Source organism: Halomonas smyrnensis AAD6, from assembly GCF_000265245.1.
Taxonomy (GTDB): Bacteria; Pseudomonadota; Gammaproteobacteria; order Pseudomonadales; family Halomonadaceae; genus Halomonas; species Halomonas smyrnensis.
This window is the reverse complement of the sequence record NZ_AJKS02000006.1, coordinates 169,343-194,690: the sequence shown is the minus strand read 5'-3', so window position 1 is coordinate 194,690 and position 25,348 is coordinate 169,343. Positions and strand designations below refer to the sequence as shown.

The following is a 25,348-nucleotide window of genomic DNA, read 5'->3' as shown; positions in this document are numbered from 1 at the left end:
CCACGGCCTGGCAACGACGACATGCCCGCCCGGCGGCGACCCCGAGAAGACGGCAGCCGGGAGGGCGCGGAGCGCGACTGGGGCAGCCAGCGCTTCGCCTGCTACTGCGTCCTGTGCGTGCTGGGTCGGGCGTCGCCGGGACCCGCCAGGGCGTCGCGCACTTCGCGCACCTGGCGGGCATGCTGGTGGGGCTGGCGCTGATCCTGGCGCGGCGCCGGCGCCCATGAGCCTTCCGGCTTACTGCTTGGGCGGCTCGACGTGGCCGCCGAAGCCGAAGCGCATGGCCGAGAGCAGGCGGTTGGCGTAGGTATTCTCCTTGCGCGAGGCGAAGCGCGAGAACAGCGCGTTGGCCAGCACCGGGGTGGAGACCCCCTGTTCGACGGCGGCGTCGACGGTCCAGCGGCCTTCGCCGCTGTCGGAGACGGCCCCGCTGTAGTGGTCGAGGCGCGGGTCGCCGGCCAGCGCCTGGGCGGTGAGGTCGAGCAGCCAGGAGGAGACCACGCTGCCGCGGCGCCAGACCTCGGCCACGTCGGCCAGGTTCAGGTCGAAGCGCTGGTCTTCCGGCAGCTCCGGCGAGGCCTTGCTCTGCATCAGTTCGAAGCCCTCGGCGTAGGCCTGCATCAGGCCGTACTCGATGCCGTTGTGGACCATCTTGACGTAGTGACCGGCGCCGACCGGGCCGGCGTGGATGTAGCCGCGCTCGGCGCGTTCGTCCGGGGCGTTGCGGCCGCGGGTGCGTTCCAGGTCGCCGTAGCCGGGTGCCAGGCTGTCGAACAGCGGCTCCAGGCGGTCGAAGGTCGCGTCCTCGGCGCCGACCATCATGCAGTAGCCGCGTTCCAGGCCCCAGACGCCGCCGGAGGTGCCGACGTCAACGTAGTGCAGCCCCTTCGGCTCGAGCGCCTTGGCGCGGCGGATGTCGTCCTTGTAGAAGGTGTTGCCGCCGTCGATGATGGTGTCGCCCGGCGCCATCAGCTCGGACAGGGCGTCGATGGTGGCCTCGGTCGGATCGCCGGCGGGCAGCATCACCCAGATGGCGCGCGGCGCGTCGAGGCTCGCGACCAGTGCGGCGAGGCTCTCGGCGTGGCCGATGCCGTCGTCGACGAGGGCCGTGGCGGTGGCGGCGTCCTGGTCGTAGGCGACGACTTCGTGGCCGTCGCGCACCAGGCGGCGCGCGATGTTGCCGCCCATTCGGCCGAGTCCGATGATACCGAGTTGCATGGGGATTCCTCTGACGATGATACGGGATGGGGGAGCGGGACGGCGGCAAAGCCTACCCATTGCGGCGTCGCGACGCAAAGCGGGCCATGTCGCCTGACATGGCCCGCCGAGCGTGACGCTCGCGTCTCGATGAGGGAGTGGGGGATCAGTCCCAGCTCAGGGCGCCGCCCACCTGATATTCGGTGACGCGAGTCTCGAAGAAGTTCTTCTCCTTGCGCAGGTCGATGATCTCGCTCATCCACGGGAAGGGGTTCTCGGCGCCCGGGAACTGCTCCTTGAGGCCGATCTGCGCCAGGCGACGGTTGCAGATGAAGTGCAGGTACTCCTCCATGATCGCCGCGTTCATGCCCAGCACGCCGCGGGGCATGGTGTCGCGGGCGTAGGCGATCTCCAGCTCGGTGCCCTCGAGGATCATCTGGGTGACCTCGTCCTGGAACTCGGGCGTCCACAGGTGCGGGTTCTCGATCTTGATCTGGTTGATCATGTCGACGCCGAAGTTCAGGTGCATCGACTCGTCGCGCAGGATGTACTGGAACTGCTCGGCGACGCCGGTCATCTTGTTGCGACGACCCATGGACAGGATCTGGCTGAAGCCGCAGTAGAAGAAGATGCCCTCGGTCACGCAGTAGAAGGCGATCAGGTTGCGCAGCAGCTCCTGGTCGGTCTCCGGGGTGCCGGTGTTGAAGTCGGGGCGCGACAGCGACTGGGTGTGCTTGAGGCTCCAGGCGGACTTGGCCGAGACGGAGGGCACCTCGCGGTACATGTTGAAGACCTCGCCCTCGTCCATGCCCAGCGACTCCACGCAATACTGGTAGGCGTGGGTGTGGATCGCCTCCTCGAAGGCCTGACGCAGCAGGTACTGGCGGCACTCGGGGTTGGTGATCAGGCGATAGACGGCCAGCACCAGGTTGTTGGCGACCAGCGAGTCGGCGGTGGAGAAGTAGCCCAGGCTGCGCTCGACGATGCGGCGCTCGTCCTCGGTGAGGCCGTCCGCGCTCTTCCACAGCGCGATGTCGGCGTTCATGTTCACTTCCTGGGGCATCCAGTGGTTGGCGCTGCCGTCCAGGTACTTCTGCCACGCCCACTCGTACTTGAAGGGCACCAGCTGGTTGAGGTCGGCGCGGGCGTTGATCATCCGCTTCTGCTCGACGTCGATGCGCTTGGCGCCCATCTCGAGTTCCTCGAGGCCGGGGGCCACGTCCAGCTCCTCGAGCGACTGCTTGGCGCGGGCCAGGCGGTCCTGCTCGGCGACCTCGTAGCTGCCGGCGCTGTCGCGGACTTCCTCGGCCTCGGCCTTGGGCGCGGGCTGCGGTGCCGGTGCCGGCTGGGGCGCTTCGGCGGTAGCGGCGTCGTCTTCGTGGAACTCGTCCCAGTTCAGCACTAGGGGCCTCCTTATATAAATGACTTAAGGGGGCTCTGAAGAGCCCCCGTGAAATTAGGAAATTATCAACGTAAGCGTTTGCAACGCGGCGATAATTATCGGAGTAGGTACGTTTGTGACTGACATGCTGAAACTAAACCCGTCACGTCCGGCTTTAACTCTGCACTTCATGTTCATACGCACGCTCTCCGTTACTGGCAGGCCTCGCAGCCGAGCTCGTCGATCTCGCCGGCCGAGGGCGCGCGGGAGCCGCCGCCGTTCTTGCCCTGCAGGAAGTCGTCGATGCCCTTCGGCTCCTGCTTGGCTTCCGGGGCGGCGGACGGCGTCGGGGCCGGTGCCGCACCGGGCGAGGCGTTGCTCACCGCGTTGAGGTTGCCGCGGTCCACGGTGGACTTCTCCACCGAGGTGGCGCCCAGGGCGCGCAGGTAGTAGGTGGTCTTGAGGCCGCGGAACCACGCCATGCGGTAGGTCACGTCCAGCTTCTTGCCGGAGACGCCCTTGATGTAGAGGTTCAGCGACTGGGCCTGGTCGAGCCACTTCTGACGACGAGAGGCGGCCTCGACCAGCCACTTGGGCTCGACCTCGAAGGCGCTGGCGTACTTGGCCTTCAGGTCGTCTGGCACGCGGTCGATGGGCTGCACGGAGCCGTCGTAGTACTTGAGGTCGTTGATCATGACCTCGTCCCACAGGCCGCGCTCCTTGAGGTCGTTGACCATGTAGGAGTTGACCACGGTGAACTCGCCGGACAGGTTCGATTTCACGAACAGGTTCTGATAGGTCGGCTCGATCGACTGCGAGACGCCGCAGATGTTCGAGATGGTCGCGGTCGGGGCGATGGCCATGACGTTGGAGTTGCGCATGCCCTGGGCGGCGACCTTGTCGCGGATGCGGTCCCAGTCCTGGGTCGTGGAGGTGTCGACCTCGATGTACTTGGCGCCGCGCTCTTCCTTCAGCTTCTCGATGGAATCGATCGGCAGCACGCCCTGGCTCCACAGCGAGCCCTCGTAGCTCTGGTAGTGCCCGCGCTCGGCGGCCAGGTCGCTGGAAGCCTCGATGGCGTGATAGCTGACCAGCTCCATGGAGCGGTCGGCGAAGGTCACGGCGTCCTCGGAGGCGTAGGCGATGTCCTGGGCGTAGAGGGCATCCTGGAAGCCCATGATGCCGAGGCCCACCGGACGGTGCTTGAAGTTCGAGTTCTTCGCCTGCGGCACCGCGTAGTAGTTGATGTCGATGACGTTATCGAGCATCCGCACCGCGGTCTTGACGGTCTGCTTCAGCTTGTCGCCGTCGAACTCGCCGTCGACCACGTGCTGGGCCAGGTTGATGGAGCCCAGGTTGCACACCGCGATCTCGTCGACCGAGGTGTTCAGGGTGATCTCGGTGCACAGGTTGGAGCTGTGGACCACGCCGGCGTGCTGCTGCGGGCTGCGCAGGTTGCACGGATCCTTGAAGGTGATCCACGGGTGGCCGGTCTCGAACAGCATCGAGAGCATCTTGCGCCACAGATCCTTGGCCTTGACGCGCTTGAACAGCTTGAGCTGGCCGTTGCGGGTCATCTCCTCGTATTCGCTGTAGCGCTTCTCGAAGGCGGCGCCGTACAGGTCGTGGAGGTCCGGGCAGGTGGCCGGCGAGAACAGGGTCCACTCCTCGTCGTCGAAGACGCGCTTCATGAACAGGTCCGGCACCCAGTTGGCGGTGTTCATGTCGTGGGTACGACGACGGTCGTCACCGGTGTTCTTGCGCAGCTCGAGGAACTCCTCGATGTCGAGGTGCCAGCTCTCGAGGTAGGCGCAGACGGCGCCCTTGCGCTTGCCGCCCTGGTTCACGGCCACGGCGGTGTCGTTGACCACCTTGAGGAACGGCACCACGCCCTGGGACTTGCCATTGGTGCCCTTGATGTAGGAGCCCAGCGCACGCACCGGGGTCCAGTCGTTGCCGAGGCCGCCGGCCCACTTGGAGAGCAGGGCGTTGTCGCGGATGGCGCTGTAGATGCTGTCCAGGTCGTCCGGCACGGTGGTCAGGTAGCAGCTGGAGAGCTGGCTGCGCACGGTGCCCGCGTTGAACAGCGTCGGCGTGGAGGCCATGTAGTCGAAGCTGGAGAGCAGCTCGTAGAACTCGATGGCCCGTGCCTCGCGGTCGTCCTCGTTGAGCGACAGGCCCATGGCGACGCGCATGAACATCACCTGGGGCAGCTCGTAGCGGACCTCGTCACGGTGGATGAAGTAGCGGTCGTAGAGGGTCTGCAGGCCGAGGTAGGTGAACTGGGCGTCGCGGGTGTGGTCCAGGGCATCGCCCAGACGCTCGAGGTCGAACTCGGCGAGCTGCGGGTCGAGCTGTTCGAACTCGATGCCCTTCTCGATGTAGGCCTGGAAGGCCGGCTTGTAGAAGTCGGCCATCTCCTGGTAGGTCGCCTCGTCGGCGATGCCCAGGAACGACAGCGCCTCGCGGCGCAGGTTGTCCTGCAGCAGGCGGGCGGTGACGTAGGTGTAGTTGGGATCCTTCTCGACCAGGGTCCGCGCGGTCATCATCAGCGCCTGGGAGACGCCGTCGGCGCTGACGCCGTCGTAGAGGTTCTTCAGCGAGTCCTCGACGATCTTCTGCGGATCGACGTTGGTGAGGTTCTCGCAGGCGTCGAAGACCAGCGTCTCGACTCGGCCCAGGTCCAGCGGGCGGGTGCTGCCGTCCGGCGCGGTGACGTTGAGCGTCGGGTGCGGCTTCTCGATGTCGGCGCCGGCCTCGGCGCGGGCACGGGCGTGCTCCTCGCGGTACAGCACGTAGGCGCGGGCGACCTTCTGCTCACCGGCGCGCATCAGGGCCAGCTCGACCTGGTCCTGGATGTCCTCGATGTGCACGGTGCCACCGTCGGGCATGCGGCGCTGGAAGGCCTGGGCGATGCTCTCGGAGGCCTGCTGGACGAGGTCGCGGACCCGCGAGGAGGTGGCGGCGTTGTCGCCCTCCACGGCGATGAAGGCCTTGCTCAGGGCCACGGCGATCTTGCCGGCATCGAAGGGCACGACATCGCCGGTGCGCTTGATGACACGCAGGGTCTGCGGTGCGGTGACGGAGACGGACGAGTGGTCCTGGGCAGCGGTGGTATCCATGGCGCCGGGGTCCCTACCTTGTCGGTTGAAGAAGGCCGCCGTGGTACGACGGTTGACAGAATCTGGAGTGGTTGCTAAGAGCACAGTATATGGTGTGCCAGCCCCAAGCGGGCACAAGATAGTGTGCTTTATCGCGATCATCAAGTGGATAACTTTGTGGATGAACTGTGGTATTTCAGGGGGTGATTGCGGGGCCCGGCGGCAGACCGCATGGTTGAGCGGCTGGCGCCGATTCACGCCGAGTATCGACGAGCGAAGGGAAGCGTTGTCGGGTATTCTTTAGCCATTGGTGGTCGGCCGGGCGCCGACGCCCTCGTTTCCCGCACGCCCATTGAGGAAGATGACGCACAAATGGACGACAGCCTGGACCCTTCCGAGCAGGATCACGTACTGATCATCGAGGATGATGAGCGCCTGGCCGAGTTGACCCGCGATTACCTGGAGGCCAACGGCTTCCGCGTGACCCTCGAGCCCGACGGGGCCAACGGCGTCGATCGGATCCTCGCCCTGCTGCCCGACCTGGTGGTCCTCGACCTGATGCTGCCCGGCGAGGACGGCCTCTCGATCTGCCGCCGGGTGCGCTCCGAGTATCCCGGGCCGATCCTGATGCTCACCGCCCGCACCGATGACATGGATCAGGTGCTGGGCCTGGAGATGGGCGCCGACGACTACGTGGCCAAGCCGGTGCAGCCGCGGGTGCTCTTGGCGCGCATGCGGGCGCTGCTGCGGCGCCGCGAGAGCGGCGTGGTCGGCGAGGAGCCCCGCCTGGCCTTCGGCCCGCTGGAGATCGACAACTCGACCCGCGAGGCCTTCCTCGCCGGCGAGCGCGTCGACCTGACCAGCGCCGAGTTCGACCTGCTGTGGCTGCTGGCCAGCAACGCCGGCCGGGTGCTGACCCGCGAGGAGATCTTCTCCCAGCTGCGCGGCATCAGGTACGACGGTCAGGATCGCTCCATCGACGTGCGCGTCTCGCGGATTCGCCCCAAGATCGGTGACGATCCCAACCAGCCGCAGCGGATCAAGACCGTGCGCAGCAAGGGCTACCTGTTCGTCAAGGACGGCTGATGGCGTCCTTCCGCCTGCTGCCCCGTGCCCTCTCCGACAGCACCTTCCTGCGCGTCTACGTGCTGCTGGCGCTGGCGCTGGTGATGAGCTTCGCCCTGGCGCTGCTGGCCATCACCGTGGTCGACAAGGTGCGCCGCCAGCACTACCAGGAGCAGCTCGCCGAGGCGCCGATGACGCTGTTCAGTGCCCAGCTCGAGGCGCTCGCTCCCGAGCGGCGTGATGCCTGGCTGCGCGAGCAGAGCGCGCGGCTCGGCATCGAGCTGTCCCTGCATGACATCACCCAGGGGCCGCACGGCTACTTCGAGCGGGCGCGGCTCGAGAGCGGCCAGACCCTGGTGCGCCAGACCGAGGACATGGGCTGGCTGCTGCACCGCCGGCTGGACGACGAGCCGCTGCTGTTGCGGATGGAGCTGGCCTCGCTGGGCGAGCATCAGCTGATGGGCCTGGCCCGTCAGCTTGGCCAGTGGCTGCTGGCGGTGCCGCCGGAGCGGCGCTCGACGCGGCTCGACCGGCTGCGCAGCGGCGTGATCCAGCTGAGCCTCACCGACACCCCGCCCGAGGGGCTGGCGCCGGCGCGGCTGGTCACGCTGAACGATGCCGAGGTGGTGGTGCGCCTGCTGCCCCAGCGCTGGGCGATGTCGCTCTATCTCCAGCTGCCGGGCGAACAGGGCGCCACCCAGTGGGTCGAGGTCGGCCCGCTCAATGCCTTCGAGCCGCTGCCGGCCTCGCTGCTGCTGCTGCTGTTGCTGATGCTGCTGGGCCTGCTGGCGGTGATCATCTATCTGATCGTGCGCGGCGTCGAGGCCCGGATGGCGCGGCTCGAGCTCGCCGCCACGCGCATCGCCGCCGGGCGCCTGGACACCCGGGTCAAGGTCGAGGGCAACGACTTCCTGAGCCGGCTGGGAATGGCGCTGAACGGCATGGCCGCCCAGGTGCAGTCGCTGCTGCGCGGCCAGCAGGACATGATCCGGGCGGTGTCCCACGAGCTGCGCACCCCGGTGGCGCGTATCCGCTTCGCCGTGCAGATGGTCGAGGACATGACCGACGAGCCGGGCGTGCGGCGCCACCTGCAGGGCATCGACGCCGACATCACCGAGCTCGACGACCTGGTCGACGAGATCCTCACCTACGCGCGCCTGGGCAGCGAGACGGCCAACGGCGTGCCCATGGAGACCTCGCTGGTGGAGTGCCGGGCCATGGCCGAGCGCGTCATCGAGGCGCTGCACCCCCTGCACGGCCATCTGAGCCTCGGCCTGCTGCCGGGGGACGAGGTGGAGGCGGCGGCGGAGTCGCGCTATCTGCAGCGGGCGCTGCAGAACCTGGTGGCCAACGCCTGCCGCCACGCCCGCAGCCGGGTGGCGATCCGCATCCACGGCGAGCCGCGGCTGGTGCGCATCGACGTCGAGGATGACGGCCCCGGCGTGCCGGTGGCCAAGCGCAGCGAGATCTTCAAGCCCTTCGCGCGGCTCGACGACAGCCGCGCCCGCCACTCGGGCGGCTACGGCCTGGGGCTGTCGATCGTGCAGAAGGTCATGGCCTGGCACGGCGGCAGCGTGATGGTGGACGCCAGCCCCACGCTCGGCGGGGCGCGCTTCACGCTGCTGCTGCCCCAGCGCGCCGCCGCTCGCGACGGCTGAGGTTCGCGGTTCAGGCCGGCTTGATGCCGGTCAGCACCGAGAACGACGTTTCCCGCGCGGTACGCAGGAAATCCTCCATCCAGGGCGCGTCGCGTGTCTCCTCGCGGATCGCCGCGAACAGCGTGCTCCACACCCCGTGCTCGCCCAGCGGCACGGCCTTGACGTAGTCCCGCTCCAGATACTCGGTCAGCGCCCAGTTGGGCAGCGCACAGACGCCCCGCCCGCTGGCCACCAGCTGCATCATCATGATCGTCAGTTCGGCGGTGCGCACCTCGCGCGGCCGGCAGCCGGCCGGATCGAGGAACTGGGTGAAGACGTCCAGCATGGTGTGCTCCACCGGATAGGTGATCAGCGTCTCGTCGGCCAGGTCCTCCGGCACCGCGAACGGCCTGCCGGCCAGGCGGTGCTGGCGAGCCACGGCCAGCAGCCCCTCGTAGCGGAACAGCGGCTCGTAGTGGACGCCGGGCAGCGGTTGGGGATCGGCGGTGATCACCAGATCGAGCTGCTCGCGGGCCAGGGCCGGCAGCGGATCGAAGTGATGGCCGCCGGGAATGTCGATCTCGACCTCGGGCCAGTGGTCGCGGAAGTGGTCGACGGTGGGCATCAGCCACTGGAAGCAGCTGTGGCACTCGATGGCCATGTGCAGCCGGCCCTGTTCGTTGCCGGCCAGCCGCGCCAGGTCGCGCTCCGCCATGCGCACCTGGGGCAGCACCTGCTCGGCCAGCGCCAGCAGCCGCAGCCCGGCGCGGGTGAACTCCACCGGCCGGGTCTTGCGCAGGAACAGCGGGTTGCCCAGCCGCTCCTCCAGGTCCTTGATCTGGTGGGAGAGGGCGGACTGGGTCAGGTGCACCCGCTCGGCGGCTTCGACCAGGGAGCCGGCATCGCGCAGGGCGATGAGCGTGCGGAGATGGCGGAGTTCGAGCATGTTTCTGAGCTAACTTCATGATGATGAAGAGCAAGTTTAGTTTTATTCAGTCGTTCGGGCCAGCCGGATTCCGTTTCCGTCGCCGGGAACGGCGCGCGCCCGGCGTCGCGCCACTCCCGGCCGGTGGCTGGTATGCTGGCAGCGCTGGAGTTTCGTCGTACAAGGAGTCATTGCCATGCCCCGTCTCTCGTCCTGCCGGGTTGCCCTTCCGCTGCTGATGTCGCTGGGCCTGTCCGGCTGCATCACCTACGTCAACTCGCCGGCCACCGAGCCGGCCCCCGAACCCGCTCCCACGGTGTCCGCGGCCGATGATGCCGCCGACGCCGATGATGCCGCCGCGCCCAAGGCGCCGCTGCTGCCCTCGACGCTGTTTCCCGGCGAGGCCGACGAGCTGGTCGGCTGGCGCTGCACGCCGGCCCAGGACCTGGTGACCGCCGAAGGCGAGGACGAGCTGCGGCTGTGGTCGGCCCTTGGGGCCAACCGGCTCACGCCGTCCGTGGTGGCCAGCGGCAGCCGCTATCAGAACGGCGGGCTGAGCGTGTGGCTGAAGGGCGATGAGGCGCTGGTCGAGAGTCAGCGGGGGCGGCTGGACTGCCGGCGCGACATCACCCTCGATGCCCTGACCCGCGAGGGCCATCCGGGCGTGATGTTCCACGGCCGCGGCAACGAGCCGGGCTGGCACGTGGAGCTGGCCAACGACGTGCCGCGGCTCGACCTGACCCTGGACTACGGCGAGCGCGAGCTGACGCTGCCCTATCGGGTGACCACCCTCGACAACGGCGCCGGCCGGGTGATCCTGGCCAGCGGCCAGGCGGCGCGGCCCTTCACGCTGCGCATCGAGGCCAAGGCCTGCTTCGACGACATGAGCGGCCAGCCCTGGCCGGCCCGGGTGACCCTGTCGCTCAACGGCGATACCTATCGGGGCTGCGGGCAGGGCATCGCGCCCTAGGGGCGCTTCAGTATTCGATATGGTCGAACGATAGCTGCGGTTTTTCCCGCTTATCGTGGCCAAAAACGAATATATAATGGCGATTATTCTTCCGCTCACGAAGCTCCAAGGAGATCGCCATGACCCGCGTCCTCGTCCTGACCTCTTCCATCCTCGGCGGCAACTCCCAGGCCCTGGCCGATCACTTCAGCGCCCTGGCCGGCGAGCGCGACGGGGTGGAGATCACCCGCCGCGATCTGGTGGCCGACGAGCTGCCGCACCTGGGGCTGGCCGAGCTTTCCAGCTGGCAGTTGGCGCCGGAAGCACGCGACACCGAACAGCGCGAGCTGGCGGCCCGCTCCGACGCCCTGATCGAGGAGCTGCTGGCCCATGACGTGGTGGTGCTCGGCGTGCCGCTCTACAACCTCGGCCTGCCGACCCAGATGAAGGCCTGGTTCGATCGCGTGCTGCGCGCCGGCGTGACCTTCCGCTACACCGAGAACGGCCCGGTGGGCCTGATCGAGGGCAAGCGGGCCATCCTGCTGGCGGCGCGCGGCGGCGAGTATGCCGGTTCCGAGCTCGACAGCCAGACCCCGCACCTCACCCACATGCTGGGCCTGATGGGCATCGGCGAGGTGGACACCGTGTTCGCCGAGGGCCTGAACATGGGCGAGGCCAAGCACGACGCGGCCATGAGCGAGGCCCGCCAGGCCATCGCCGGGCTGGTCGAGCGCCTCTGAGCCGGCGCTGGTGCCGACTTAAGCATCATCGTAGAACGCAGCAGGGCGACCCTCGGGTCGCCCTGTTAACGTTACGGGGCGGCCGGTCAGCAGCTGGCGGATGTCGACAGCCGCCAGCGCGGCTCGACGAACTGACCGACGCACAGCAGCGACTCGGCGGAGAGGATTCGCGTGCCCAGCCGCCTCAGCGCCGTGTTGCGATCCTGGCCCGGTGCCTCGCCCTGGCGTGGCGCCTCGAGGCGGTAGGTCGCGTCGAGCGGCCGCCAGCCGTCGTCGCTGCGCTCGGCGAGGGCGAAGTGGAAGACATGAAAGCCCGGGAAGCCCAGCCGCAGGTCGGTGGCCACCAGGGTGGCGGGATGCTGGCGCTCGTCGACCTCGTAGCGCAGGAAGGGGCCGGCGAACCAGTCCAGGCGCCGCCCGCTGGCGTCGTCCAGGGCGATCGCCTCCCATTCGGCGCCGCGGGAGAAGCTCTCCAGCCGGGGCGGCCGGTCGCCGTCGAAGACGCTCACCAGGGTCTCGTGGTAGCGATCCTCCTCGGCCACGCTGACGCGCCACAGCAGGATGTTGAAGGGCGTGGGCTGGATCAGTCGCGGGGCGTCATCGAGGCCCTGCGCGGCGAGCACCGGCTCGACGCGCTGCTCGACCAGGGTGCGGGCGCCCAGCGACAGCACGATGTACAGGCAGGACAGCGCCAGCCCCCAGCGGGTGGCGGTGGCCCTGCCGCCGAACAGCGCGATCAGCACGCCGGCCAGCAGCGGCAGCGAGTACAGCGGATCGATGATGAACAGCAGCGGGTAGGCCGCCGGGCGCGCGTCCAGCGGCCACCAGAGCTGGGTGCCGTAGGTGGTCAGCGCATCCAGCAGCGGATGAGTGAGCAGGCACAGGCCGAAGAAGGCCAGCCAGCGGCCCGGGGAAATGTCCCGCACCCTGGCGACGCGGGCCGACAGCCCGGCGAGCACGACCGAGAGCCCGGCCAGCACGAACAGCGAGTGGCTGAAGCCGCGATGCTGGGTGACGTCGGCGACCGCGTCGCCGTAGTCGATGGCCACGTCCAGGTCGGGCAGGGTGCCCAGGGCGGCGCCGATCAGCACCGCCTTGCGCCCCAGCCGTCGGCCCAGTACGGTGCCGCCGATCGCCGCGCCCAGCGCGGCCTGTGTCAGGGAGTCCATGGGCGGGAGAGTCCTCGGGTCGTCGTGGTGTCAGGGGTGGAGTGGAGGGGCGCGCCGGGCTAGGCATCGCCCCGGGCCCAGGCGGGGCCGGCGGCGAGGACGCGGGCCTGGACCGGGCAGTCGTCGCGATGGGCGCCGGGCAGGTAGCCGCTGCTCATCAGGAACTCGCCGACGATCTCGGGGCCGGTGAAGCGGAAGGTGCGCTTGAACAGCCGGACCCAGTCGGCGTGGGGGCGTGGATGATGCGCCTCCAGCCAGCCCCGGAAGCTGCCGTGCTCGGCGCGCAGCGTCTGGATCACGCCGGCGTTGTGGATCACGGCATCGACCTTGAGGCGATTGCGGATGATGCCGGCGTCGGCCAGCAGTCGGGCACGCTCTTCCTCGCCGTAGGCGGCCACGCGGTCGACGGCGAAGCCCTCGAAGGCCGCCTGGAAGGCGTCGCGCTTCTTGAGCACCGTCAGCCAGGACAGGCCCGCCTGGTTGATCTCCAGGGCCAGACGCTCGAACAGCGTGTCGTCATCGGCGACGGGGAACCCGTACTCGTGGTCGTGATAGGGCCCGTGAAACGGATGGCCGGGGGCCAGGTCACAGTAGTGGCTCATGACACCTGCTCGTCACTGAAGGAATCGGGGGTAATGCGTCAGGATGCCCCCATTGCCCAGACTTGTGAAACCCGAACGAACCGTGAACAGGGAGAGAGACATGCAATATCTGCACACCATGGTCCGCGTCAGCGACCTGGACGCCTCGCTGCACTTCTACTGTGACCTGCTGGGGCTCCAGGAAGTGCGCCGCAAGGAGAACGAGAAGGGCCGTTTCACCCTGGTGTTCCTCGCCGCCCCGGCGGACGAGTCGCGCTCCACGGAGCTGCAGGCGCCGGAGCTCGAGCTGACCTGGAACTGGGACCCGGAGACCTACACCGGCGGCCGCAACTTCGGCCACCTGGCCTATCGCGTGGACGATATCTACGCACTGTGCGAGCACCTCCAGGCCAACGGCGTGACCATCAACCGTCCGCCCCGCGACGGTCACATGGCCTTCGTGAAGAGCCCCGACGGCATCTCCGTGGAGCTGCTGCAGGCCGGCGAGCCCCAGGCACCGAAGGAGCCCTGGGCGTCCATGGAGAACACCGGCAGCTGGTGAGGCCGGCCTCGGCCGAGGATGGCCGATCGGTGCCTGGCCGCCCGCTCGCCGGATATTCACGAGAGAGCCGCCCAAAGGGCGGCTCTCTTGCGTCGGGGCCTCGGGCGCATGGGCGCTCAGGGGTGGCGCGCGAGTCGCTCTGCCCAGGGGGGCCGCGACAGGGCCGTGGACGGTGTGGGGGCCAGAGGCAATAGCGGCAGCAGGGTGGCCTGAAAGGCGTGGTAGATGTCCGGCTTTCCCTCCGGCCAGTAACGTGCGCGCGGCCGGCTGGCCTCGTCCAGCTCGTGAAGCCAGCCCCCCTGGTCATGATCGATGATGTGGCGATCGATATACGCCCACCATGTCGCATACCAGTCGGCATACTCCTGCCGGCCCGTTCTCACCAGCAGCGCATGCGCGGCACCGACCGCCTCGCTGGTGACCCAGTGGCGACGAGCCGTGATGACCGGACGCTTGTCCCAGTCCAGCGTATAGACGAAGCCTGGCTGCCCATCGGCCTCCCATCCATGTCTTGCGGCCGCGGCGAATAATCCTTCCGCGTCCTCCAGCAGCCAGGAAGGGGTCGGTCTGCCGTGTCTCAGGCACGACGCCTCCAGGTTCAGCAGCAGGCGTGACCACTCGAGGGAATGCCCGGGCGTCAGGCCGTAGGGGCGGAACTGGTCGGCGGGCTGGTCCTTATGGAAGTCGTACAACACCCTCATCTGTGAATCGAAGTGCTCGGGCACCAGATAGTCGTGCCGACGAGCATGGTGATGGATGAAGGTCTCGGCGATCGCGAGGGCCCGATCGAGCCAACGGACATCGCCGGTGGTGTCACACAGCGCGAGATAAGCCTCGAGCGTGTGCATGTTGCTGTTGGCGCCGAGGTAGGCGTCGAGCTTGGTCCAGTCACGGTCATAGCTTTCCAGGCAGAGCCCCATGTCGTCGGACCAGAAGTGGGTATCGATGACATCGATGGCGCGATCGAGCAGGGCACGCGTCTGGGCGGTGCCAAGGGCCTGATGGGCGGATGAAGCGGCCAGTGCCACGAAGGCATGGCTGTAGGCGTGTTTGTGGGTGGTCGCCCCAGGCGCCTGTTGTCCCTGATACCAGCCACCGTACTGATCGTCCGCGAGTTGCCGCAGGCCGGCCAGGCCATGTTCGACCTTGCCCTTGGCCTCGGGAACGCCGAGCCGGTGGGCGAGCGAGAAGACATGGGTGAGGCGAGCGGTCTGCAGCGTGGTCACTGGCCGCCCGGGGTCCAGGTGGCCGGCGGTATCTAGCCAGCCGTATCCGCCCGCCGGGTGTTCGGCAGCTGCCCCGAACTCGAGCAGGGCGAGCCCGGTCTTCTCGAGCCAGCGTCGATGATCGGACTTGAGCAACAAGCAGTCATCGGGCGGGGCGATGAAGGCGGGAACTTGCATGGCGTCCTCCAGATTCTCTGGTAATGGCGGAAAGGAGAGGTGAGACCAAAGTGCTATGTGGTCGGCCCTGACAGTGCGCTCCAACTATCCTAGTATGGCTACCATACAAGTCATATCAGACGAAAGCTCAAAGGTAAGTGATCCATGCTGACTCCTGCTATCGCCGAACTCTGGGAACAGGATGGCACCGGTGGCTCGGTGCGTCAGCGTCTTTATCGGGTGCTGCGACTCGCCATCATTCGCATGCAGTTTGCTCCCGGTCAGGCGCTCTCCGAGAAGGAGATTTCCGATGCCTTTGCCGTCAGTCGTCAGCCCGTCCGTGAGGCCTTCATTCGTCTTTCCGAGGCGGGGCTGGTGGAGGTGAAGCCCCAGCGTGGGACCTATGTGGTGGGGATATCTCAGAAGTCCGTGCTCGAAGCGCGGTTTGTGAGGGAGGCCATCGAGGTTGCCGTGAGCATCTCGGCCGCCGAGCAGGGGGTCTCGCCGAGAGTGCTCGACGAATTGCGGGACCTGATCGAGCGCCAGCTTCGCTGTGCCCATGGCGGGCAGTACGATCAGTTCTTCATCCTGGATGAGGCGTTTCATCGCGTTCTGTCCCTCGGTGCCGGGCATGAGACGGCCTGGCGAGTGACCGAGGAGGTCAAGGCACAGCTCGACCGGGTGCGCTACCTGAGTGTTCCCGACACCACCCCCCTGGAGAAACTCGTCCAGCAGCACGCCGATATCGTCGATGCGATCGAACGGCAGGATGTCGAACAGGCACGGCAGGCCATGTATGTGCACCAGCGCGAAATCCTGATTTCTCTCCCTCAAATGGTTCAGCGTTTTTCCTCGATATTCGAAGACGCTGATCACTAACCCCGATGCTCGGAGAGGCGAGAAGCTGGCAGGAAGACAGTCATGCTTTTTGGTAGTGCTTTCCGGGCCTTCACCACGCCAGAAGTCACAACAATAATCGCAAAGGAGACACCACCATGTGGAAGAAAGCCGCCATTCTCGCCGCCGCTGTCCTGAATAGCGCCCCCGTCCTGGCCGCGTATGAGCTGAACCTTTCAACGGCACAGAGCAGTCAGGACCCCATGGTCAAGGCGATGGAGAACGCCGCCGAACGGATCGAGGAAAGAAGCGACGGCGACGTCACCCTGAACATCTTCTCCAGCAGCCAGCTCGGTGCCGACAACGACATGATCGAGCAGATCCGCAATGGCGCCAACATCGCGGTGCTGACGGACGCAGGCCGCCTGGCCGAGTTTCAGCCCGAGCTCGGCATCCTGGCCGCGCCCTACCTGGTCGAGAGTCACGAGGACTACGCCCGCATCACCTCCTCCGAGCCCTATCTCGAGTGGGTGGAAATGCTGGCCGACAATACCGGCATGCGGCTGATGAACTACAACTGGTTCCAGGGCACCCGCCAGATGTTCACCCAGAAGCCGATCGAAGGTCCCGAGGACCTGGACGGTGTGCGCATTCGCACCATCAATTCCCCGGGCTGGATCAAGACCATCGAAGGCATGGGCGCGACGCCGGTGCCGCTGCCCTGGTCGGAAATCTATTCGGCCATCCAGCTCGGCACCATCGACGGCGCCGAGGCCCAGCTGACCGGCGCCCATGGCCTCAGGCTGCAGGAAGTGACCAGCGACGTCACCCTGACCAATCACATCCACCTGATGACCGGCCTGCTGGTCTCCGAGCGCTGGTACCAGGAGCTGCCCGACGAGCTGCGCACCATGCTCGACGAAGAGCTCAAGAAGGCCGGCGACGAGGCCACCCAGATGACGGTCGACGCCCAGGCCGAGGTGCGCAAGGAGATGGAAGAGGCCGGCGTCGAGTTCGCCGAGGTCGACACCGAACGGTTCAGCAGCCAGATGCAGGCGGTCTACGACGACATGGGCTGGACCGAACTGCGCGAGCAGCTCGAGCCCGTGCTCAGCGCCGACGAATAATCCCCCTCAAGACCCGATCCAAGCGTCCACCGCTGCCGATGCCGGCAGCGGCTGGGGAGGACCCATGTGGAAGCACTATGACACTCTCGAGGAGTGGCTGGCCGTCGCGCTGCTGTTTCTCACCGCGGCCAGCATCCTGTTCAGCGCCACCACCCGGGCCATGGGCAACCCCATGCTCGGCGGCGCCGAACTGGCCCAGCTGTTCTTCATCTGGGCCTGCATGTTCGGCGCCGACATCACCCTGAAGAAGGGAGGCCAGATCCGGGTCGATGCCCTGCTGGCCCGGCTGCCCCGGTCGGGCCAGTGGCTGGCGAACCTGGTGACGGTGGGGCTGATGATCGTCTTCCTGGCGTGCCTGGCGCGCTATGGTTTCTCGCTGGCGTTCTCCAACTGGCAGCGTCCCCTCGGCTTTGCCGGGATCAGCTACGGCTACGTGACGCTGGCACTGCCCGTGGGCGCCATGCTGATGATCGTCTCGCTGGTCAGGCGGCTTGCCGCGGTGGGCATCGCTCAGGCGCTGGAGCCCGACAGCGACCAGCAGGAGCAACTTCTGTGACGACACTCGCCATCCTGATCCTCGGCCTCGTACTGATGGCCATCGGCATGCCGGTCGCCTTCGCCATCGGCATGGCCGGTTTCACCTATTTCCTGTTGCCCGAGACCTTCCTGCCGACCAGCACGGCGGTACAGCGGATCGTCTCGGCCAGCCAGTCCTTCCCGCTGCTGGCGGTGCCGCTGTTCATCCTGATCGGTCACCTGATGAACGCCAGCGGCATCACGCCCCGTCTGCTGCGCCTGGCCACCCTGTTGACCGGCTGGATGACCGGCGGCCTGGCCCAGTCGAGCCTGGCCCTGAGCGCCATGATGGGGGGCATTTCCGGCTCGGCGGTGGCCGACGCGGCGATGCAGTCCCGGGTGCTGGGTGGCAACCTGATCACACGGGGCTATTCGCCGGGCTTCACCGCCGCCCTGCTGTCCATCGGCGGGCTGATCACCGCGACCATTCCGCCGAGCATCGGCCTGATCATCTACGGTTTCCTCGGAGAGGTGTCGATCGGCCGGCTGTTCATCGCCGGCGTGGTGCCGGGCATCCTGCTGCTGGTCGCGCTGATGATCGCCACCAGCGTGATGTCGTACCGGCGTGGCTACGTGCCGGAGCTCGAGAAGGCGCCGTCGCTGGCCGAGGTGTGGCGGGCGACCCGGAGCAGCATCTGGGCGCTGCTGTTCCCGGTGTGGCTGCTGGTGGGCATCCGCTATGGCCTGTTCACCCCCTCCGAGGCCGGCGCCTTCGCCATCGTCTATGCCATGGTGGTGGGCTGCTTCATCCACCGGGAGCTGACCCTGGCTTCGATCATCGATGCCTTCCGTGCCGGGGTTCGTGACGTCGGCATGATCATGCTGATCATCATGTTCTCCGGCGCCATCAGCTATGTGGTGTCCTTCGAGCGGGTGCCGCAGACCATCACGGAGGTCACCCTCGGGGTGTTCGAGAGCCCCACCACCCTGCTGCTGGTGCTGTCGCTGTTGCTGATCGTGCTGGGCATGCTGCTGGAGGCGACGGTGGTGGTCATGCTGCTGGCCCCCATCTTGGTGCCGGTGATCAAGGCCGCCGGCATCGACCCGGTGCACTTCGGCCTGTTGATGATGACGCTGGTGACCTTCGGCGGCATGACGCCCCCCGTCGGGGTGTCGATGTACACCGTGTGCGGCATCCTGCGCTGCTCCTTCATCTCCTACACCCGGGAAATGCTGCCCTTTGCCGTCGCCGTGTTCGCCGTGGTGCTGGCCATCATCTTCTTCCCGCAGATCGTGCTCTTTCTGCCCGACTATCTGATGGGTTAGCGGATGCACAAGCACTTGATTCAGCGGGCCTGCCAGGCCCCCGCACCACACAACCGACCGAGCCCACGGGCCTTTCTCCGGGCCTTCCTCCGGGACTGAGGTAGAGAACAAGATGACCCACTTCGTCGAAGCGCCGAACATCGCCTGCGACATCGGTATCGTCCACCTGGGGCTCGGCGCCTTCCACCGTGCCCACCAGGCGGTCTATCTGGCGCGCTATCTCGCGCGCAGCGGTGACACCGCCTGGGGGCTGTGCAGCGCCAACCTGCGCTCCAGCGTCGGCCTGGTCGATGGGCTGCGTGCCGCCGGCCATCGCTATCACGTGGCCGAGTTCACCGATAGCGACAGCGTCACGCTCAGAGAGATCGGCGTGATGCAAGAGACGCTGTTCACCGGCCGCGACGGCGCAGGCCAGCAGGGCCGCGACCTGGAAGCGCTGCTGACGCGACTGGCGTCTTCCAGGGTACGCATCGTGACCCTGACGGTGACCGAGAAGGGCTACTTTCTCAGCCCGACCAGCGGCGAGCTGCGCGTCGACGATCCGATGATCGAGGCCGACATCGCCTCGCCGGGCACGCCGCAGACCGCCCCCGGCATCCTGGTGGAGGCGCTGGCCCGCCGCCGCGACGCCGGGCTGGCTCCCTTCACCGTGCTGTCCTGCGACAACATGCCGGACAACGGCCGACGCACCCGCAACGCCGTCGTCCAGCTCGCCGCCCTGCGTGACAGCGAGCTGGCCGACTGGATCGGCAATCGGGTGGCCTTTCCCTGCAGCATGGTCGACCGCATCGTGCCGGCCATGACCGACGCCGACTTCGCCCGGCTGGGCGAGCTGGGCATCGATGATCCCAACGCGGTGGTCTGCGAGGCCTTTTCCCAATGGGTCATCGAGGATGACTTCCCCCTGGGCAGGCCCGCCTGGGAAGCCGAAGGGGTCGAGATGGTCGACGAGGTGGCCCCCTTCGAGACCATGAAGCTGCGGATGCTCAACGGCAGCCACTCGCTGCTGGCCTACCTGGGCGCCATCGATGGCATCGAGACGGTCTTCGAGGCGGTCAGCCGCCCCGAGTTTCGCGCCCTGCTGCGCCGCTACATGCTCCAGGAGGCGGCGCCGACGCTGCGCATGCCGGAGGGGGTCGATCTGGAACGCTACGCCGACGAGCTGCTGGCCAGGTTCGCCAACGACAGCCTGCGCCACCGGCTGGCTCAAATCGCCATGGACGGCAGCCAGAAGCTGCCCCAACGCTGGCTTCATGGCGCGCTCGCGCGACTGCAGGATGGCCACGAGGTGCCCTGTACCGCGCTGGGGCTGGCCGCCTGGATTCGCTACACCTCCGGCGTCTCGCTCGACGGCCGGCGGCATGAGGTGAGCGACCCGCTGTCGGCCCGTTTTGCCGCTCTCCACGAGCGCCATGGCGGGGATCCCGAGGCTCTGGTGATGGCATTTCTGGCGCTGGACGACATCATCCCCCCTTCATTGGCGACTCATGACGGCTTCGCACGGGCGGTGATCGACAGTTACCGCGCCTTGAGCCGGGATGGCCTGGCCGGCTTTTTACCCCTGCTGGAAATGGCCTGAGACGAGGAGAGAATCATATGGAACATACCTGGCGCTGGTTCGGCCCCAAGGACCCGATCCGACTCGAGGAGATTCGCCAGACGGGCGCGACCGGCATCGTCACCGCGCTGCATGAGATGCCGAACGACCAGGTCTGGCCGCGGCAGGCCATCGCCGAGCGCAAGCGGATGATCGAAGACGCCGGCCTCGAATGGTCGGTGGTGGAAAGCGTGCCGGTGCACGAGGCGATCAAGAAGGGCCTGCCCGAGCGCGATGCGTTGATCGCCAGCTACTGCGAGACCCTGCGCAACCTGGCGGCCTGCGGCATCGATACGGTGTGTTACAACTTCATGCCGGTGCTCGACTGGACCCGCACCGACCTGCGTTGGGCGATGCCGGACGGTGCCCTGGCGCTGCGTTTTGATCAGGTCGCCTTCGCCGCCTTCGATCTGTACCTGCTCGCCAGGCCCGGTGTCGAGGGCGAGTACAGCGACGACGAGAAGGCCGCCGCCAGGGCCTACCTTGACGGCCTGGACGACAAGGATCGCCAGACGCTGGTCGATACCCTGATCGCCGGGCTGCCCGGCGCCGAGGAGCACTACACCCTGGCGCGCTTTCGCGAAGTCCTGGCGGGATACGCCGAGATCGACGCCGAGCGCCTGCGCGACAACCTCGGCTATTTCCTGCGAGCGGTCATTCCGGTCGCCGAGGAGGTCGGCATCCAGATGGCCATCCACCCCGACGACCCGCCCCGCCCGCTGCTGGGCCTGCCCCGGGTGGTCTCGACGACGGCGGACGCCGAATGGATCCTTGCGGCCGTGGACAGCCCGGCCAATGGCCTGACGCTGTGCACCGGCTCCTACGGCGTGCTCGCCGCCAACGACCTGGCCGCCATGGTGCAGCGCTTCGGTCCCAGGATCCACTTCGTGCATCTGCGCTCGACCAAGCGCGAGTCTCCCGATGCTCGCTCGTTTCACGAGGCGCCGCACCTGGATGGTGATGTCGACATGGTCGCGGTCATCGCCGAGCTGGTCGCCGAGGAACGCCGCCGCGAGCGCGAAGGCGGACGACGCCTGCCGCTGCGCCCCGATCACGGCCACCACATCCTCGATGATCAGCACCGCGCCACCGCCCCGGGGTATCCGCTCTACGGCAGGCTGCGTGGACTGGCGGAATTGAGGGGCGTCGAGACGGCCGTCCGTCGGCTCACCTGACGCCAGGTGAGTCACAGGCGGCGGGTTGTCGAGTGGCAGGGGGCCGGGAGGATCTCGATCCTGCCGGCGCCGTCATCGATGTCGCCGGGCCTCAGTCGGGCCGCAGCGCCATGCGTCCGCTGCCGAGCAGGACCAGCGCCAGGGCGCCGACGAAGAACATGCCCTGGAGCTCGAGCTGCCAGCCGCCGCTGTCGTTGAGCATGAACAGCTGACCGGTGTGGGCCAGCAGCACGGCGACCAGCATGTTGCCGGCGATCAACAGGCCGGCGAGCCGGGTCTGCCAGCCGAGGATGGCCATCACCGGGGCGACGATCTCGCCGATCAGCACGCCGTAGGCCAGCACGGCGGGCAGCCCGTAGCCCTCCAGCAGGCCGCCGATCCAGTCGAACGAGCCCGGGGTGAGCAGCTTCGAGATGCCGTGAAGCAGGATCAGGCCGCCCACGGCGAGCCGCAGCAGCAGCTTGCCGAGGGGATCGTTGTGCAGGGCGTTGAGCATGGACCTCTCCGTGTCGATGGGATCATGGCAAGCATTGTCCGAAGGGCTAGCCTGGGGCAAGCTTGGGTGCGTTTCCACCCCTGCTTTCCACCCCCTGCCACGATCAAGGATGAGCCACATGATCGCCACGCTACGCCTCGCCCTGCCGCTGCTGCTGGTCGCCCTGATGGCCGGCTGTGCCTCCGGCCCCGCACCGGTCAGCCAGCCCGGCGACACCGTTTCCGGCCCGGTGGTCGGCCCGCGCTGGAACCTGCTGCTGGTGGGCACCAGCGACCGCCTCGAGATGCCGGCCACGCCCTGGTTCCAGGTCGCGGCGGACGGCAGCGTCACCGGCAGCGACGGCTGCAACCGCTTCACCGGCAGCGTCGCGCTGGACGCGAAGAACCGCGTCGAGTTCTCCTCGCTGACCTCGACCCGCCGCGCCTGCCCGAACATGGCCGGCGCCCGCCAGGTCACCGAGATGCTGGACGAGGCCTATCGCTACCTGATCGATCACGACCGGCTGGTGTTCTTCGGCCCCGACCAGCATGTGCTGGGCGGCTTCCGCCGCGCCAACTGACGCGGTCGAGAGCGCCGATACGCGAAGGGCCCGCCTGATTCAGGCGGGCCCTTCGCGTTGCACAGGATGGCGGGCCTAGAGCGCGGCGATCTTGTCGCGCTGCTCCACCAGCACCTGGCGGGCGGCGGCGAAGTCCGCGAGCTTGTCGCGCTCCTTCTGCACCACCGCCTCGGGGGCCTTGGCGACGAAGCTGTCGTTGCCGAGCTTCTTCTCGATGCCGCCGATCAGCTTGTCCTGCTTCTCGATCTCCTTGGCCAGGCGCGCGAGCTCCGCGTCCTTGTCGATCAGCCCGGCCATGGGCACCAGCACCTCCATCTCGCCGACCAGCTGGGTGGCCGACAGCGGCGCCTGCTCGGGATCGTCGAGCCAGGTGACGCGCTCGAGCTTGGCCAGTTTGGAGAGGAACCGCCGGTTGGCCTCCAGGCGCTCGCTGTCGCCGGCGGTGCCCTTGGTCAGCAGCGCCTCCAGCGGCTTGCCCGGGGCGATGTTCATCTCGGCGCGGATGTTGCGGATGGCCACGATCACGCCCTTGAGCCACTCGATGTCGCGGGTGGCGTCCTCGTCGATCAGCGCCTCGTCGGCCTGCGGCCACGGCTGGGTCATCACCGACGGACCCTCGACGCCGGCCAGCGGGGCCACGCGCTGCCAGATCTCCTCGCTGATGTAGGGCATCATCGGGTGGGCCAGGCGCAGCACGGCCTCGAGCACGCGCACCAGGGTGCGGCGGGTGCCGCGCTTGGCGGCCTCGGAGGCGCCGTCGTCCCACAGCACCGGCTTGGAGAGCTCGAGGTACCAGTCGCAGTACTCGTTCCAGACGAAGTCGTAGAGCGCCTGGGAGGCGTGGTCGAAGCGGAACTCCTCCATCGCCCTGGTGACCTGGGCCTCGGTCTTCTGCAGCTGGGAGATGATCCAGCGGTCGGCCAGCGACAGCTCGAGCTCGCCGCCGGCGACGCCGCAGTCCTCGCCCTCGGCGTTCATCAGCACGTAGCGCGAGGCGTTCCACAGCTTGTTGCAGAAGTTGCGGTAGCCGTCGAGGCGGCCCATGTCGAACTTGATGTCGCGGCCGGTGGTGGCCTGGGACAGGAAGGTGTAGCGCAGGGCGTCGGTGCCGTGGGGCTCGATGCCCTCCGGGAACTCGCCGCGGGTGGCCTTGGCGATGGCCTTGGCCTTCTGCGGCTGCATCATGTTGCCGGTGCGCTTCTCGACCAGGGCGTCCAGGCCGATGCCGTCGATCAGGTCGATCGGGTCGAGCACGTTGCCCTTGGACTTGGACATCTTCTGGCCCTGGCCGTCGCGCACCAGGCCGTGCACGTAGACCTGCTTGAAGGGCACCTCGCCGGTGAACTTCAGGGTCATCATGATCATCCGGGCGACCCAGAAGAAGATGATGTCGAAGCCGGTGACCAGCACGCTGGACGGGTGGAAGGTCGCGAGCTCCGGCGTCTGCTCGGGCCAGCCCAGGGTGCCGAAGGTCCACAGCCCGGAGCTGAACCAGGTGTCGAGCACGTCGTCGTCCTGGGTCAGCGCGAGGTCATCGGCCAGGCCGTGCTTGGCGCGGGCCTCCTCGGCGCTGCGCGCCACATAGACGTTGCCCTCGGCGTCGTACCAGGCCGGGATGCGGTGGCCCCACCACAGCTGGCGCGAGATGCACCAGTCCTGGAGGTCGCGCATCCAGGCGAAGTACATGTTCTCGTAGTTCTTCGGCACGAACTCGATGTCGCCGTTCTCCACCGCGGCGATGGCCGGCTTGGCCAGCTCCTCGACGGCGACGAACCACTGATCCGTGAGCAGCGGCTCGATGACGTCGCCGGAGCGATCGCCGAAGGGCAGGGTATTGTTGACGGTCTCGACCCGCTCGAGCAGGCCGGCGGCGTCCATGTCGGCGACGATGCGCTCGCGGGCCTCGAAGCGGCCGAGGCCCGAGTAGGCGGCGGGCAGCGAGGTGTCGATGTCGGCCAGCGGCCTGCCCTGGAGGTCGAACGCCTCGGCGGCCTCGAGGACGGCGGCGTCCTTGGAGAAGACGTTGATCAGCGGCAGGTTCTGGCGCTTGCCGACCTCGTAGTCATTGAAGTCGTGGGCCGGGGTGATCTTCACGCAGCCGGAGCCCTTCTCCATGTCGGCGTGCTCGTCGGCCACCACCGGGATGCGGCGGCCGACCAGCGGCAGCTCGACGAACTTGCCGACCAGCGAGGCGTAGCGCGGGTCTTCCGGGTTGACCGCCACGGCGCTGTCGCCGAGCAGGGTCTCGGGGCGGGTGGTGGCGACGACCAGGTAGTCCTTGCCGTCGTCGGTGGTCACGCCGTCGGCCAGCGGGTAGCGGAAGTGCCAGAACTGGCCCTGCTGGTCCTTGTTCTCGACCTCGAGGTCGGAGATCGCGGTGTGCAGGGTCGGGTCCCAGTTGACCAGCCGCTTGCCGCGGTAGATCAGGTCCTCTTCATAGAGGCGCACGAAGACTTCCTGCACGGCCTTGTAGAAGCCGTCGTCCATGGTGAAGCGCTCGCGGGACCAGTCGACGCTGGCGCCCATGCGGCGCAGCTGGCGGGTAATGTGGCCGCCGGACTCCTGCTTCCACTCCCAGATCTTGTCGGTGAAGGCCTCGCGGCCCAGATCGTGGCGGCTCTTGCCTTCCTCGGCCGCGACCTTGCGCTCCACCAGCATCTGGGTGGCGATGCCGGCGTGGTCGGTGCCCACCTGCCACAGGGTGTTGCGACCCTGCATGCGCCGCCAGCGCGTCAGGGTGTCCATGATGGTGTCCTGGAAGGCATGGCCCATGTGCAGGCTGCCGGTGACGTTGGGCGGCGGGATCATGATGGAGAACGGCTCGCCCTCGCCTGCGGGGGCGAAGCGGTTGTCGGCTTCCCAGCGCTCGTACCAGCGGGATTCGATCTGCTCGGGTTGGTAGGTCTTGTCCATGGGGTCTTCCGGGTCGAAGGAGGTGGCGACGACGCGGCACGGCGGGCCCGTCAGGCCGGCGGTGCGGGACGCGAAAAATGGGGTCGATTATAGCCCGAGGGGCCGGGCGGCGT

Annotated in this window: 21 protein-coding genes; 12 read left to right on the top strand and 9 right to left on the bottom strand. The window is 67.6% G+C overall.

Going from position 1 to position 25,348, the window contains the following annotated elements; translation table 11 throughout:
• Positions 1-237: 237 nt before the first annotated feature.
• From gnd to UYS_RS0209210, 3 genes are all read right to left on the bottom strand, one after another.
• The gene (gene gnd / locus UYS_RS0209220) at positions 238-1,218 is read right to left on the bottom strand and encodes a phosphogluconate dehydrogenase (NAD(+)-dependent, decarboxylating) (protein ID WP_016855223.1); all 981 of its coding nucleotides are present in this window, start codon (positions 1,216-1,218) and stop codon (positions 238-240) included.
• 145 nt (positions 1,219-1,363) lie between these two features.
• Positions 1,364-2,599 carry a ribonucleotide-diphosphate reductase subunit beta gene (locus UYS_RS0209215; RefSeq protein WP_016855222.1) on the bottom strand — a complete coding sequence of 412 codons (1,236 nt, stop codon included), beginning with the start codon at positions 2,597-2,599 and terminating at the stop codon, positions 1,364-1,366.
• Between the two features lie 191 nt (positions 2,600-2,790).
• Positions 2,791-5,700, bottom strand: coding sequence for a ribonucleoside-diphosphate reductase subunit alpha (locus UYS_RS0209210; RefSeq protein WP_016855221.1), 2,910 nt, complete (start codon positions 5,698-5,700; stop codon positions 2,791-2,793).
• Positions 5,701-6,051: 351 nt separating this feature from the next.
• On the opposite strand from UYS_RS0209210, the gene UYS_RS0209205 reads away from it, so the two are divergent.
• Positions 6,052-6,765: a winged helix-turn-helix domain-containing protein gene (locus UYS_RS0209205; RefSeq protein ID WP_016855220.1), complete on the top strand. Its 714-nt coding sequence runs from the start codon at positions 6,052-6,054 to the stop codon at positions 6,763-6,765.
• Positions 6,765-8,402: an ATP-binding protein gene (locus UYS_RS0209200; RefSeq protein WP_016855219.1), complete on the top strand. Its 1,638-nt coding sequence runs from the start codon at positions 6,765-6,767 to the stop codon at positions 8,400-8,402. Before UYS_RS0209205 ends, UYS_RS0209200 begins: the two co-directional genes overlap by 1 nt.
• Positions 8,403-8,412: 10 nt before the next feature.
• Here UYS_RS0209200 and UYS_RS0209195 read toward each other — a convergent pair whose 3' ends face one another.
• Positions 8,413-9,327 (bottom strand): LysR family transcriptional regulator, encoded by a 915-nt coding sequence (locus UYS_RS0209195; RefSeq protein WP_016855218.1) that lies wholly within the window; start codon positions 9,325-9,327, stop codon positions 8,413-8,415.
• 175 nt (positions 9,328-9,502) lie between these two features.
• Between UYS_RS0209195 and UYS_RS0209190 the strand changes: the two genes are divergently transcribed.
• Together UYS_RS0209190 and UYS_RS0209185 are read left to right on the top strand one after the other, a co-directional pair.
• The gene (locus UYS_RS0209190; protein ID WP_016855217.1) at positions 9,503-10,276 is read left to right on the top strand and encodes a COG3650 family protein; all 774 of its coding nucleotides are present in this window, start codon (positions 9,503-9,505) and stop codon (positions 10,274-10,276) included.
• Between the two features lie 119 nt (positions 10,277-10,395).
• On the top strand, positions 10,396-10,995 hold the full coding sequence (locus tag UYS_RS0209185; protein WP_016855216.1) for an FMN-dependent NADH-azoreductase: 600 nt from the start codon (positions 10,396-10,398) through the stop codon (positions 10,993-10,995).
• Between the two features lie 86 nt (positions 10,996-11,081).
• Here the strand turns inward: UYS_RS0209185 and UYS_RS0209180 are convergent, their stop codons facing one another.
• On the bottom strand, positions 11,082-12,164 hold the full coding sequence (locus tag UYS_RS0209180; protein ID WP_016855215.1) for a metal-dependent hydrolase: 1,083 nt from the start codon (positions 12,162-12,164) through the stop codon (positions 11,082-11,084).
• Positions 12,165-12,223: 59 nt separating this feature from the next.
• Positions 12,224-12,766, bottom strand: a complete 543-nt coding sequence (locus UYS_RS0209175; protein ID WP_016855214.1) for a DNA-3-methyladenine glycosylase I — start codon at positions 12,764-12,766, stop codon at positions 12,224-12,226.
• A gap of 100 nt (positions 12,767-12,866) precedes the next feature.
• Between UYS_RS0209175 and UYS_RS0209170 the strand changes: the two genes are divergently transcribed.
• Positions 12,867-13,307, top strand: coding sequence for a VOC family protein (locus UYS_RS0209170; RefSeq protein ID WP_016855213.1), 441 nt, complete (start codon positions 12,867-12,869; stop codon positions 13,305-13,307).
• 116 nt (positions 13,308-13,423) lie between these two features.
• Here UYS_RS0209170 and UYS_RS17210 read toward each other — a convergent pair whose 3' ends face one another.
• Entirely contained in the window at positions 13,424-14,668 is a 1,245-nt protein-coding gene (locus tag UYS_RS17210) for an AGE family epimerase/isomerase (protein ID WP_237738441.1), read from the bottom strand.
• A gap of 186 nt (positions 14,669-14,854) precedes the next feature.
• Between UYS_RS17210 and UYS_RS0209160 the strand changes: the two genes are divergently transcribed.
• The 6 genes from UYS_RS0209160 (at position 14,855) to uxuA (ending at position 21,267) form a co-directional block, all read left to right on the top strand.
• On the top strand, positions 14,855-15,568 hold the full coding sequence (locus UYS_RS0209160) for a GntR family transcriptional regulator (protein ID WP_016855211.1): 714 nt from the start codon (positions 14,855-14,857) through the stop codon (positions 15,566-15,568).
• Positions 15,569-15,684: 116 nt separating this feature from the next.
• The gene (locus tag UYS_RS0209155) at positions 15,685-16,653 is read left to right on the top strand and encodes a C4-dicarboxylate TRAP transporter substrate-binding protein (protein ID WP_026068445.1); all 969 of its coding nucleotides are present in this window, start codon (positions 15,685-15,687) and stop codon (positions 16,651-16,653) included.
• Positions 16,654-16,717: 64 nt separating this feature from the next.
• Positions 16,718-17,209, top strand: a complete 492-nt coding sequence (locus UYS_RS0209150) for a TRAP transporter small permease (RefSeq protein WP_016855209.1) — start codon at positions 16,718-16,720, stop codon at positions 17,207-17,209.
• Positions 17,206-18,495, top strand: coding sequence for a TRAP transporter large permease (locus UYS_RS0209145; protein ID WP_016855208.1), 1,290 nt, complete (start codon positions 17,206-17,208; stop codon positions 18,493-18,495). Before UYS_RS0209150 ends, UYS_RS0209145 begins: the two co-directional genes overlap by 4 nt.
• A 112-nt stretch (positions 18,496-18,607) precedes the next feature.
• Positions 18,608-20,074, top strand: a complete 1,467-nt coding sequence (locus tag UYS_RS0209140; protein ID WP_016855207.1) for a mannitol dehydrogenase family protein — start codon at positions 18,608-18,610, stop codon at positions 20,072-20,074.
• 17 nt (positions 20,075-20,091) lie between these two features.
• Positions 20,092-21,267, top strand: coding sequence for a mannonate dehydratase (gene uxuA / locus UYS_RS0209135; RefSeq protein ID WP_016855206.1), 1,176 nt, complete (start codon positions 20,092-20,094; stop codon positions 21,265-21,267).
• A 91-nt stretch (positions 21,268-21,358) separates the two neighbouring features.
• Here uxuA and UYS_RS0209130 read toward each other — a convergent pair whose 3' ends face one another.
• A complete protein-coding gene (locus UYS_RS0209130) occupies positions 21,359-21,763 on the bottom strand; it encodes a DoxX family protein (protein ID WP_016855205.1) in 405 nt (134 codons plus the stop codon).
• A 118-nt stretch (positions 21,764-21,881) separates the two neighbouring features.
• On the opposite strand from UYS_RS0209130, the gene UYS_RS0209125 reads away from it, so the two are divergent.
• Positions 21,882-22,322: an META domain-containing protein gene (locus UYS_RS0209125; RefSeq protein ID WP_016855204.1), complete on the top strand. Its 441-nt coding sequence runs from the start codon at positions 21,882-21,884 to the stop codon at positions 22,320-22,322.
• Between the two features lie 75 nt (positions 22,323-22,397).
• Here the strand turns inward: UYS_RS0209125 and UYS_RS0209120 are convergent, their stop codons facing one another.
• Complete coding sequence (locus UYS_RS0209120; RefSeq protein WP_016855203.1) at positions 22,398-25,235, bottom strand: valine--tRNA ligase; 2,838 nt, start codon at positions 25,233-25,235, stop codon at positions 22,398-22,400.
• Positions 25,236-25,348: the final 113 nt, after the last annotated feature.